This is a genomic window from Neisseriaceae bacterium CLB008 (genome assembly GCA_041228285.1).
GTDB lineage: Bacteria > Pseudomonadota > Gammaproteobacteria > Burkholderiales > Neisseriaceae > JAGNPU01.
Map to the genome: position 1 here is coordinate 2,405,868 of CP166133.1, position 11,323 is coordinate 2,417,190.

At 52.0% G+C, this 11,323-nt stretch carries 11 protein-coding genes; 2 read left to right on the forward strand and 9 right to left on the reverse strand.

What is annotated here, in order from left to right; all coding sequences use genetic code 11:
• Positions 1–48 precede the first annotated feature (48 nt).
• From AB8Q18_11045 to AB8Q18_11060, 4 genes are all read right to left on the reverse strand, one after another.
• On the reverse strand, positions 49–1,425 hold the full coding sequence (locus AB8Q18_11045; protein ID XDZ50721.1) for a cation acetate symporter: 1,377 nt from the start codon (positions 1,423–1,425) through the stop codon (positions 49–51).
• On the reverse strand, positions 1,418–1,639 hold the full coding sequence (locus AB8Q18_11050; GenBank protein ID XDZ50722.1) for a hypothetical protein: 222 nt from the start codon (positions 1,637–1,639) through the stop codon (positions 1,418–1,420). The genes AB8Q18_11045 and AB8Q18_11050 overlap by 8 nt, the downstream gene beginning before the upstream one ends.
• A gap of 108 nt (positions 1,640–1,747) precedes the next feature.
• Positions 1,748–2,941 carry an acetate kinase gene (locus AB8Q18_11055; protein ID XDZ50723.1) on the reverse strand — a complete coding sequence of 398 codons (1,194 nt, stop codon included), beginning with the start codon at positions 2,939–2,941 and terminating at the stop codon, positions 1,748–1,750.
• 183 nt (positions 2,942–3,124) lie between these two features.
• Positions 3,125–3,721, reverse strand: a complete 597-nt coding sequence (locus AB8Q18_11060) for a nitroreductase family protein (GenBank protein XDZ50724.1) — start codon at positions 3,719–3,721, stop codon at positions 3,125–3,127.
• Between the two features lie 229 nt (positions 3,722–3,950).
• Here AB8Q18_11060 and AB8Q18_11065 point away from each other — a divergent pair, with 229 nt between their 5' ends.
• On the forward strand, positions 3,951–4,844 hold the full coding sequence (locus AB8Q18_11065) for a LysR family transcriptional regulator (protein ID XDZ50725.1): 894 nt from the start codon (positions 3,951–3,953) through the stop codon (positions 4,842–4,844).
• A 36-nt stretch (positions 4,845–4,880) separates the two neighbouring features.
• Here AB8Q18_11065 and AB8Q18_11070 read toward each other — a convergent pair whose 3' ends face one another.
• The 5 genes from AB8Q18_11070 to AB8Q18_11090 form a co-directional block, all read right to left on the reverse strand.
• On the reverse strand, positions 4,881–5,732 hold the full coding sequence (locus AB8Q18_11070; protein ID XDZ50726.1) for a toxin-antitoxin system YwqK family antitoxin: 852 nt from the start codon (positions 5,730–5,732) through the stop codon (positions 4,881–4,883).
• A gap of 61 nt (positions 5,733–5,793) precedes the next feature.
• A complete protein-coding gene (locus AB8Q18_11075; GenBank protein XDZ50727.1) occupies positions 5,794–7,140 on the reverse strand; it encodes an aldehyde dehydrogenase family protein in 1,347 nt (448 codons plus the stop codon).
• 120 nt (positions 7,141–7,260) lie between these two features.
• Entirely contained in the window at positions 7,261–9,159 is a 1,899-nt protein-coding gene (gene htpG, locus AB8Q18_11080) for a molecular chaperone HtpG (GenBank protein ID XDZ50728.1), read from the reverse strand.
• Between the two features lie 159 nt (positions 9,160–9,318).
• The gene (metW, locus tag AB8Q18_11085) at positions 9,319–9,903 is read right to left on the reverse strand and encodes a methionine biosynthesis protein MetW (protein XDZ50729.1); all 585 of its coding nucleotides are present in this window, start codon (positions 9,901–9,903) and stop codon (positions 9,319–9,321) included.
• Positions 9,900–11,057, reverse strand: a complete 1,158-nt coding sequence (locus tag AB8Q18_11090; protein ID XDZ50730.1) for a homoserine O-acetyltransferase — start codon at positions 11,055–11,057, stop codon at positions 9,900–9,902. The genes metW and AB8Q18_11090 overlap by 4 nt, the downstream gene beginning before the upstream one ends.
• 84 nt (positions 11,058–11,141) lie before the next feature.
• On the opposite strand from AB8Q18_11090, the gene AB8Q18_11095 reads away from it, so the two are divergent.
• Positions 11,142–11,321: a hypothetical protein gene (locus AB8Q18_11095; protein ID XDZ50731.1), complete on the forward strand. Its 180-nt coding sequence runs from the start codon at positions 11,142–11,144 to the stop codon at positions 11,319–11,321.
• Positions 11,322–11,323 lie beyond the last annotated feature (2 nt).

Here is an 11,323-nt window from a genome sequence, read left to right on the forward strand (position 1 = left end):
CCACTGCGCCTTCATGCAGCTCTGAGCGCAAGTCGTCTAATAATGTCGTCATGTTGATGTCCTCTGGCTTAAGCCCACAATTACCAAGAAACTGCAGGGCAAAGCAAATAGGGTTGGGTTAGACCAAGGAAAAATCGCCGCCTCAAAGCCTAACACCCCCACCCAAACCGTAGGGCTAAGCACAATCAGCACCGTGCTGATCACCGCCCCACTCAATAAGCCATAAAAGGCCGCACGCTCGTTCAATCTCGGCATAAAAAACTGAGCCCACAGCACCGGAAAATGGGCACTGGCAGCCCAGGCAAAGGCCAAGCCAAACAAGAAGGCCAGATTAAAATCTTCAAACAACCAAGCCAGCACACCGCCCACGCTCAAGAGCAGCACAATACCGCCCTTAGCCCACAGCGGCCGCTGCGCCTGCTGGCCAAACAGCAACGGTAAAATGTCCCGATTCAGGCTAGCGCTGGCCGCCATCACCAAACCCGCCAAGACGGCTAAAATCGTCAACAGCACCACGCCTGACAACAGCCACTGCATCGTGGCTCCGCCCAGCATCTGGGCCAAATGCAGCAGCACCATATGACCGCCGCCGCTTAAGGTTTGGCCATCTAATAAAACCAAAGCCCCAAAGCCCACAATGACGTTTAGGCTAAAAAACAGACCGATCAAAGCACCCGCATAGGCGGCAGAACGAATGGCTACCTGAGGATTGCGCACGGTAAAGAAGCGCATCAAGACATGCGGTAAGCCCAATAAGCCCAATACTAAGCCCAACACCAACGATGCCTGCTCAATCGGATCACTCAGCGCCAAGCTCGGCAATAAGGCCTGCGGGCGTTGTTCAACCACCGAGCGCCACAGCTGCGGCAGCTGAAAATCAAACGCATGCCACACCAGCCCAACCAACACTAGGGCGCAGGCAAACAGACACATCGCCTTCACGCTTTGTACCAGCGTGGTGGCGCGCATGCCGCCAAAAAACACCAGCAAGAGCGTCAAACCACACATGACCACTAAGGCACTGCCATAACCCCAGCCAAACAGCAGGCTCAATAGCTTACCCGCACCGATCAGCTGCACCAAAAGATAAAACACGCTCACAAACAGGCTGGTACCGGCACTTAGAGCCTGTAGGCGCACGCTGCCAAAACGCTGCTGCAAAACGCCGGTTAAAGTGTAAGCACCAGTAGCACGCAGCCGATCGGCAAATAGAATCAACAGCAGCGGCCAGCCCAAAAGCGTGGCCACGGCGTAATAAAGCGAATCCAAACCCGCGCTGTAATAAAGCGCAATCGCCCCTAAAAAGGCGGCCGCCGACAGATAGTCCCCCGCCAAGGCCCAAGCGTTTTGCCATGCGCCGACGCGGCGACCCGCCAAATAAAAATCACTGGCTTGGGCCGAAGGCTTTGAGGTAGGCTTAATCATGTTCACCCTCCTCACCCACACCAGCCGCGACCGCTCGGTGCGCAAACCACAGCCCCACCAGCACGGCCCACGCCATAACGAATAAGCCTAAGAGCACGCTGAGCGGCCAGCCCAGCCATATCTGAGTCAGGTGCTGCGGCCACATGGCCAAACCTAGGTAATACAGCGCAGCTGGCAACAGTAAAATCAAACAATAGTGTATTTTGGTCATCATGGTCTATCTATAGGATTAGCCCTCTATCTTACCCAATCTAAGCGCCCAGCGACAAAAAAACCTCTGGAGATTCACATCTTCCAGAGGTTTTTTATGTCCACGAGCCGCTTAATCTAAATTCACCAGCTTGGCCGTGTCTAAAGCAATCATGTATTCTTCATTGGTTGGCACCACCATGGCCAGCGGTGCCTTGCTGCTGGAGATGATGCCAGCCTTACCCAAAATCATGTCGGCATTGGCTTGCTTATCTAACTTCAGGCCAAAACACCCTAAATGACCCAAAACCTTTTCCCGCATATAGGCCGAATTTTCACCAATCCCGCCGGTAAACACTAGCACGTCTAAGCCGCCTGCGGCCACCATCATCGAACCCACATATTTGGCCAAACGATAGGCAAACACGTCTAGGGCAATTTGGGCGCCTTTATGGCCAGCTTCTGCAGCAGCGGTCAACTCACGACAATCGCTCGACAACTCAGATAGGCCTTTCAAACCACTACGGCGGTTCAGCATCGTCGTCACTTCTTGAATGTCGTAGCCGCGGTTTTGCTTGAGGAAGGAAAAAATACTCGGGTCGATGTCGCCAGAGCGCGTGCCCATCACCAAGCCTTCCAGCGGGGTCAAACCCATACTGGTATCTTGACAATGACCGTTGGCGATGGCGGTAATGGACGAGCCGTTGCCCAAATGAGCAATGACCATCGACAGCGATTCTTTAGGCTTATCCAAGAGCCGCGCCGCCTCTTTAGACACATAGCGGTAGCTGGTGCCGTGGGCACCGTAACGACGCACTGAATGTTCACGGTAAAGCACCATAGGCACCGCATACAAAAACGCATGCGGCGGCATGCTCTGGTGAAAAGCGGTGTCAAAAACGGCCACGTGTTTTAAATGGCCAAAGGCCTCTTGCGCCACGTTAATGCCCATTAAGTGGGCAGGATTGTGCAGCGGCGCCAGGTTAAAACAGGCCTCGATATCGTACAAAACTTCATGATCAATGATGACCGACTCAGAGAAGCGCTCGCCGCCATGCACCACGCGGTGGCCAACGGCCCCAATGGCCTCAAACAGCTGCACTTGTTTTAGCTTGGCCAAGATCAGCATGATGGCGCCGCGATGAGAGCCGTCGGCGCTCATTGCCACCACTTCTTTGTCTTTACCTTGCTTAAACGTGATGGTCGCGTCCGTTAGATTAAGCTTTTCGGCCAGACCACTGATGAAGGTTTCACCGGTGCTCACCTCAATGACTGAGAACTTAACCGAAGAACTACCACAATTAAGCACCAGAACCAGTTTATTCATGTCTCTTCCTAAGTAATATTATTGTTATTCATGTATCTGCCAAAGATTATAGGGGATTTTGGCGCTTTATTGAACTCTTTCCCTTTTAAGCCCACTATCGAGGCCATTGCCTTTGCGCGGCATCAAATAGCAACACAAAAAAAGCCTTTCCGAAGAAAGGCTTTTTTGACGCGACTGGCTGGCTTATTTGAACACTCTAAAGCGATCGGCATGGGCCATATACTGTTTTTCACCTGCGGCAGACTCAATCGAGCCGAACGGCATTTGGCCACGTAAAACCCAGCTACTGGGTAGGTTCCACTCTTTTTGCACGTCGGCATCAATCACGGGATTGTAGTGCTGCAAGCTGGCGCCAATATTGTGTTCGGCCAAGGTGGCCCAAACAGAGTGCTGAGCAATCCCAGTTGAATGCTCAGACCATACGGGGAAGTTATCGGCATACAAAGGGAACTGAGCCTGCAAGCCTTCGATAACGGCTTTGTCTTCATAGAACAAAACGGTGCCCTTTGCGGCTTTAAAGCTGGCCAATTTTTGCGCAGTTGGCGCAAAGTTTTCAGCCGGTACGATGGCGCGTAAAGCAGCTTCAGTGATGTCCCACAGGCGGTCGTGGGCTTGATCAAACAAGATCACGGCGCGAGAAGATTGTGAGTTAAAAGAGCTAGGGCTTTCTTCAACCGCGGTCTTGATGATGGTTTCAATTTCAGCATCATTCAAAGCAACCTGTTTACCTAGGGCGTAAATCGAACGGCGGTTTTTCAAAGCCTGTAAATATTGTGACATATAACATCCTTTCAGAATAAAGCAAGATCCTGCATCCGCAAGCCTTGCGTATCAATTCATTGATCGTCGTGACGGCGGTCAAGCATCGGTTTAAAGAGTAGGCTCGAATTATCGTCAATTTTGCCTTGATTGACTATCGCAATAATTTTGTGGAATAGATTAATATTATTCATCATTTAAGCAAAACACAGTAGAATGAAGTCTTGTTGCATTTCCTTGAGGAGGGAGAATGTTAGCCAAAATCAGCCTAGAGCAGTGGCGTGCCTTTGTCGCTACGGTGGAACATGATGGTTTTTTGCCGGCGGCAGAATACTTAAATAAAACTCAGTCGGCCGTCAGCCACGCCATCAAAAAAATGGAAGACTTGCTCGGCCAAGAGCTATTCATCATCGAGGGACGCAAAGCCGTACTGACCGATCTGGGCAAAGCCCTATTGCCCGAAGCCAAACATTTATTAAGCGCCGCGCGCAAGGTTGAGCGCTTAGCCGAACTGTACCGCCCAGGCCTACGCTCAGAGCTATCGTTGTCGGTCGACATTCTGTTTCCACCCGAAATCCTCTATGCCGCTTTCGAACAGTTTTCGGCCGCCTACCCTAACCATCGCATTCGGCTTTACGAAAGCGCCCTATCCGGCACTCAGGAGCTGATGGAAGAAGGCATGGTGGAATTGGGCATTGCCAACACCTTACCGCCGCAGTGCGTGAGCCAATCCTTATTTTCCATCTCGTTACTGTGCGTGTGCCATCCACAGCACCCACTGGCCAAAGGCACTGAGCTGATTACCCTAGAAACGCTGGCGGAGCATCGCCAAATCGTGGTGCGCGACAGCGGCCGACGTCAAGAAACCAATCATGGCTGGCTGGGCTCGACCCAACGCTGGACCGTGACCACCTTCGACACCATGCTGTCGCTGGTCTTAAAAAAGCATGGCTTTGCTTGGCTGCCGGCGCATAAGGTTCAAGACCTACTGGCTAACGGCAGCCTGATTGAAGTACCGCTGGCGCAAAACAGCGCGCGCGTGGGTAATTTACAGCTGGGCTATTCCGAAGCCTTAAGCAAGCGCCCAGAAGTCGTCGACATGGCCAAAATCATCATCGCCTTGTGCCAAGACTACTCAGCCTAAAAAAAGCGCCCCTTAGGGCGCTTTTTAAATTTCTGCTTACTGCTCAGGATACATTAAGTCGCCTAAGTCTTCATTGATCAGGTTGCCCTTAGTGTCCCAAAAGGAGCGGTCAATGACTTCGTCGTCTTTAAAAATCAATTCCGACGATTTTTGATCGTTGCCAAACCATTCGGTTTGCACGCCATTGCGTTTGCCTTCCTTAGTGTAGAACATATCTAGGGTTTGGCGGCCTTCCTCATCCCAACTTTGTACTTCAACCACTTCATTACGCACCATCAGCATTTTGCTGCGCATTTGGCCATTTTCATACCAGCGCAGCCACGGCCCTTCGGCCAAATCTTGCTTAAACTGCATCTCGCTTTCTTTTTGGCCATTAGCGTACCAGCGTGCGCCCGCACCATTCACCTTGCCCGCAGCATAGGTCAGCTGCGCTGACTTTTGGCCGTTAGGATGCCAGTTGGTCCACTCGCCCTCCTGCATGCCTTTGACGTACTGTCCTTTCATCTTCGGCTTACCGTTCTCATACCAATACATGACGGCACCATTGCTGATTCGGGGCATGAATTGATTTAATTGATTACGATTGTCTAAGACGTATAGATTCGAATACTTTTGCCGTGCAGGCACATAAAAATCCTGCACCCGCAGTGGCTGATCCTTCACCAATTTGGCGCGACGCTCGTATTTTGCAGCAGACTCGGCGCTGACCACGCGCCCGGCTACGTCAAAAAACGCCACATGAGTGAGCTCGGCATAACCAAGGCCGCGAGCCTTAGCCGCAGCCGCCACCGGCGGATTCTTTTTAGGAGGTGTTGCAGCTAAGGCAACAGAACCCATTAACCCCAAACACAGCCCGAGTGAGACCGCTTGATAATTTTTTTGCAGCATTCATCCACCTTTAAATCAGGTCATAATGTGGGCCAAGTCTTGAAGCGCTTGGTGTTCAGACTTATTTTTGCCAATAGGTTTTGACGTTCACAAACTCATACAGGCCAAATTCAGACAGCTCACGGCCAAAACCAGAGGATTTAACCCCGCCAAAAGGCAGGCGTAAATCACTGCTGGTATGGCGATTCATGAATACGCTGCCCACCTGTAGCTGCTGCGCCAGCAGCCAAGCTTCAGCTTCATTTTCGCTGTAGATGCTTGCGCCCAGCCCAAAGGGCGTGTCGTTGGCCAAACGAATGGCCTCGGCCGCGTCTTTGGCGCGCAAAAGGCTAATGACTGGCCCAAATACTTCCTCATCATACACGCGGCAATCTTGATTGACTTGATCAATAATGGTTGCGGGATAAAAATACCCTTTCCCTGGCGGAATGTAGCCACCGCGCAACAATATAGCCCCTTTATCCAAAGCATCCTTCACCTGAGCGTGTAGGCGTTGGCGTACGGCTTCAGTGTGTAAAGGCGCAAGACTGGTGCTGTCAGCAAGCGGATCACCCATCACCAACTGTGCCGCCGCTTCTTGGAAATACACCAAAAACTCATCCACCACCGAATCAGCCACGATGAGCCGCTTGGCCGCGTTACAGGATTGCCCTGCGTCGCGGTAGCGTGAATAACAAGCTTCAACCGCAGCCAGGCGTAAATCCGCATCTGGCAGCACAATCACGGCATTGCTGCCCCCCAATTCCAGCACGCATTTTTTCAAATGCTGACCAGCCAAACCCGCTAAATAGCGGCCGGTTTCGCTCGAGCCGGTAAACGCCAAAGCATCGCTAGCGGCAATCGCCGCGGGCACGTCTTCATGAGCCAAGAACGTCGCCTTAAAGGGCAAATCCTCAGGCACCAAGGCAAACAACGCCTCAGTCACCCGACCCACACTGGGGGCAGGTTTGACCAAACAAGCATTCCCAGCACACATGGCCGGAATGGCGAAACGCAAAATTTGCCACACCGGATAATTCCACGGCATCACCGCCAGCACCACACCCAAGGGCTCAAACCGCACCTGGCTTAAGCTTGCCTGAGTAGGAATGGTCTGGTGAGCCAAAAGCTCAGGCGCCAATTTGGCATAATAGCGAATCAAATCAATCGACTTATCCACCTCGGCCAAACACTCGCGCAGGCAGCGACCCACCTCCTCACTGATCAAGGTGGCCAACTGCTCTTTATGGGCATCAATGCGCTGAGCCAAAGCCTCTAAACGCGCCATTCGCTCGGCAATCGGCAAGGCGGCAAACGTCGGCTGGGCGGCATGTAGGCCGGCCAAGGTTTGTTTAAAGGTGGTTAATGTCTCAGCGTCACGACGATAAATAACGGTTTCGGTATAGGGATTGGTGCTGATATAAGTCATGAAGTGCCAAATCTTAAAAAGTGGGTCAAAAAAGGCCAAATAGCTACCTTAACACAGTCTGGGCACAAGACAAGCCCCCAATAAAAAACCACCCCTCAGGGTGGTTTTCATGACGCTCATCTATTTGGTCATCGCCAGCAATAAATGATTCATGCGTTTCACAAAACTAGCAGGATCGGCCAATTTACCCCCCTCTGCTAACAATGCTTGATCAAACAATAGGCCAGCCAGCTCTGACTGCTGATGCTCGTCGGTTTCTGCGGCTAAACGCTGCACCAACATGTGGTCTGGGTTGATCTCCAAAATTGGCTTGGTCACCGGCATTTGGTCGGCGGCACCGGCTTCAGCCAGCATTCGTGCCAGGTTTTGGCTCATGTCCATCTCACCCACCACTAAGCAAGCTGGGCTTTCCACTAGACGCGTGGTGGCGCGTACGGCCGCCACTTTATCGCCCAGCAGCGCCGTCATTTTTTCGACCAGCGGTTGGCTATTGGCTTCTAGCTCTGCCTGGGCTTGCTTCTCTGCTTCATCAGCCAACTCACCTAAGTCTAGGGCACCTTTAGCCACGCTGGCCAGCTTTTTGCCTTCAAACTCAAATAGGGAACCGACCACCCATTCGTCCACACGGTCTGACAGCAGCAGCACTTCCACGCCTTTTTTGCTGAAGACCTCCATGTGTGGGCTATTTTTAGCGGCGGCATAGGTGTCGGCCGTAATGTAGTAAATCGAGGCTTGGCCTTCCTTCATGCGGCTCACGTAGTCGGCCAACGACACGTTTTGGGCATCGTCATCATTATGGGTCGAGGCGAAACGCAACAGCTTGGCAATGCGGGCCTGATTGGCCTGATCTTCACCCACGCCTTCTTTCAATACTTGACCAAAAGTGGCCCAGAAGCTGGCATAGTCTTCGGCACGGTTGGCGGCCACGTCTTCGAGCAGGCTCAAGACTTTCTTCACGCAGCCGGCGCGAATGGCGTCTAAATCCTTGCTTTCTTGCAAGAGTTCACGCGACACGTTCAGCGGTAAATCGCTGCTGTCGATGACGCCACGCACAAAGCGCAGATAATTGGGCATCAATTTATTCACGTCGTCCATGATGAACACGCGCTTCACGTACAGCTTCACGCCGCCTTTTTGCTCTCGTTCATACAGATTAAACGGTGCCCGTTTGGGAATGTACAACAACTCAGTATATTCTTGACGCCCTTCTACGCGGGCATGGCTCCAGGCCATGGCTTCGTCAAAATCATGCGACACGTGCTTATAAAACTCCTGGTATTGCTCATCCGTGATGTCGTTTTTACTGCGCGTCCACAGGGCTTGGGCCTGATTCACCACTTCTAGCTCATCGCTGGCTACGATGGTGCCATCTTCTTCATATTGAGGCGCTTTTTTCATGTAGATGGGCACCGAAATGTGGTCGCTATACGTGGTCACTATACGGCGTAAGGTCCAGTCGCTCAGATAGTCTTGCTCGTCTTCTTTTAAGTGCAAAATAATATCGGTGCCGCGGCTGGCTTTTTCGATGGGCTCGACGGTGAACTCTCCGTCGGCGCGGCTTTGCCAACGTACGCCAGCGCTGGCAGGCTCACCCGCACGACGGGTTTCCACCACCACTTCGTCGGCCACGATGAAGGCTGAGTAAAAGCCCACGCCAAACTGCCCGATCAAATGCGCGTCTTTTTGTGCATCGCCGGTGAGTTGCTCAAAGAAGGCCTTGGTACCGCTTTTGGCAATGGTGCCCAAGTGTTCGATCACTTCGTCTTGGCTCATCCCGATGCCGTTGTCGCTGATGGTGACCGTACGCTTGTCGGCGTCGGCTGTCACGGTGATGCGTAACTCTGGGTCTTGCTCGTAAAGCGCCGCATTGTGCAGCCCTTCAAAGCGTAATTTATCGGCCGCATCGGCGGCGTTACTGATGAGTTCTCGTAAGAAAATTTCCTTATTGGAATACAAAGAATGAATCATCAATTGCAATAGCTGTTTGACTTCTGTTTGGAAACCTAAGGTTTGTTTCATGCTTAATCCTCAATCATATTCACGAGCCCCATAGGGCGAACCCTCTTAAGCTAGGGGCGATTTGCCCTATTTCAAGCCACCAAGCTCCAATGAAGCCATCATGCGCCTGTTTTAAGCTCAAAAAAAGCAGCCCATGGGCTGCTTTTTGGTGTCTTTGGCTTAACGCCCGACGCGATAAAACGCCAAGCTGCCCATGAGGTTGGGCCAAAAATCAATGCGTCGCCCCCCGCTCATCACCGTGCGCTCCAACACTTTAATCCCATTTTTACGGCACAGGGCGTCAAAATCACGCACCATACACCAATGAATATTGGGGGTGTTATACCATTCGTACGGCATGCTCTCAGACACCGGCATGTGGCCCTTCAGAATCTGCAGGCGGTTGCGCCAATAGCCAAAATTAGGAAAGGTCACAATCGCCTCTTTACCCACCCGCAACATGTCCAATAAAATGTCTTCGGTGTTGCGCATGGCCTGAATGGTTTGCGACAGCACCACCACATCAAAGCTATTGTCCCCAAACGTTTGTAGGCCCTCTTCCAAATCCGATTGAATCACGTTGACGCCGGTGGCCATCGCGGCCAACAAGGCTTCTGAATCCAGTTCGATGCCGTAGCCGGTGACGGCTTTCTGTTCGGTTAGGGTCGCCAGCAACGAAGCGTCGCCACAGCCCAAATCCAGCACGTGGCTGCCGCTGGGAATCCAATCATAAATCAAGCCTAAGTCTGCTCTTAACTGTTTCATTGCGCGCCCCCTTCTACACCAGCACAGGCTTGCGCCACACGCTGCAAAAAGATGGCCATCGCGGCCACATATTGATCGTCCAGCATCAAAAAGCCATCGTGGCCATGCTTGGAGTCTATTTCCGTGTACTGTACGGGCTTCTTCGCCGCAATCAAGGCTTTCACCAGCTCATGTGAACGCTCTGGGCTAAAGCGCCAATCGGTGGTGAAACTGGCCACAAAGAAATTGGCCTGAGTGCGCGCCATCGCCGCCACCAAGTCGTCTGCATAATCTTTGGCTGGATCAAAATAATCCAAAGCCTTGGTCATCAATAAATAAGTGTTGGCGTCAAAGCTGTCGGCGAATTTATCACCTTGATAGCGCAAATAGCTTTCCACCTCAAAATCAATGTCGTAATCAAATTTAAATTCACCGTGGCGCAGCGCCCGGCCAAACTTCTCGCCCAAACCATCTTCGGCCAAATAAGTGATGTGGCCCATCATACGGGCAATCTTTAAGCCGCGCTTAGGCACCACGCCCTGCGCCATATAATGGCCGCCATGATAGTCAGGATCGGTTAAAATCGCCTGGCGCGCCACGTCGTTAAAGGCAATATTTTGCGTCGACAGTTTAGGTGCCGAGGCGATCACCATCGCATTTTTCACCCGTTCAGGATAATCTATGCTCCACTGTAAGGCCTGCATGCCGCCAAGGCTACCGCCGATGACGGCCGCCCAAGCATCAATGCCTAAACGGTCGGCTAGGCGAGCTTGAGCATTCACCCAGTCTTTCACCGTCACCATCGGAAAGTCTGCCCCATATTGGCGTTGGGTTGCGGGATTAAGGCTCAATGGCCCACTGCTGCCGTGACAGCCGCCCAAATTATTGATGCCCACCACAAAAAAGTGGTTGGTGTCGATCGGCTTACCTGGGCCAATCATATTGTCCCACCAGCCAGGATAGGCGTCGTCGGCGTGATGCTTGCCCGCCACATGATGATGGCCGGACAGCGCAGGGCAAATCAGCACGGCATTGCTTTTAGCCGCGTTCAATTCGCCATAGGTTTCGATCATTAGCGTGAATTGCGGTAAAATCTGGCCATTAGCCAAAGCTAACGGCTGGTCAAACTGCAGCGTCTGTGGGCAAACAATGCCCACACTGTTGATGTCATTCATGTCCACGATTAGGCAAATAGTGTGAAAAATGTCATTATAGCGGTTTGCATCAAGGCTGTATGGTAAATAAGGACAATAAATCAGATGCTCGGCCGCATTCTCAGAATATTTTTAATCATTGCCGTTGTGCTCATCATCATTAACCGCCTATTTAGCCGTAGCCAAAAGCGAGAAATGACTTTTTGGGTGTCCGTCTTGGCCTACGCCTTTTTAGGGGTCTCCGTCGTGGCCCTCGCCCTGCAGCTCTTTCGCGCCTTTTTTTAAGT

Excerpts from the sequence above, each read along its gene's own strand:
- AB8Q18_11090 (XDZ50730.1), bottom strand. The coding sequence starts at position 11,057 with ATGAATGACATCAACAGTGTGGGCATTGTTTGCCCACAGACGCTGCAG.
- htpG (XDZ50728.1), bottom strand. The coding sequence starts at position 9,159 with ATGAAACAAACCTTAGGTTTCCAAACAGAAGTCAAACAGCTATTGCAA.
- metW (XDZ50729.1), bottom strand. The coding sequence starts at position 9,903 with ATGAAACAGTTAAGAGCAGACTTAGGCTTGATTTATGATTGGATTCCC.
- AB8Q18_11070 (XDZ50726.1), bottom strand. The coding sequence starts at position 5,732 with ATGCTGCAAAAAAATTATCAAGCGGTCTCACTCGGGCTGTGTTTGGGG.
- AB8Q18_11065 (XDZ50725.1), top strand. The coding sequence starts at position 3,951 with ATGTTAGCCAAAATCAGCCTAGAGCAGTGGCGTGCCTTTGTCGCTACG.
- AB8Q18_11050 (XDZ50722.1), bottom strand. The coding sequence starts at position 1,639 with ATGATGACCAAAATACACTATTGTTTGATTTTACTGTTGCCAGCTGCG.
- AB8Q18_11095 (XDZ50731.1), top strand. The coding sequence starts at position 11,142 with ATGCTCGGCCGCATTCTCAGAATATTTTTAATCATTGCCGTTGTGCTC.
- AB8Q18_11055 (XDZ50723.1), bottom strand. The coding sequence starts at position 2,941 with ATGAATAAACTGGTTCTGGTGCTTAATTGTGGTAGTTCTTCGGTTAAG.
- AB8Q18_11060 (XDZ50724.1), bottom strand. The coding sequence starts at position 3,721 with ATGTCACAATATTTACAGGCTTTGAAAAACCGCCGTTCGATTTACGCC.
- AB8Q18_11045 (XDZ50721.1), bottom strand. The coding sequence starts at position 1,425 with ATGATTAAGCCTACCTCAAAGCCTTCGGCCCAAGCCAGTGATTTTTAT.
- AB8Q18_11075 (XDZ50727.1), bottom strand. The coding sequence starts at position 7,140 with ATGACTTATATCAGCACCAATCCCTATACCGAAACCGTTATTTATCGT.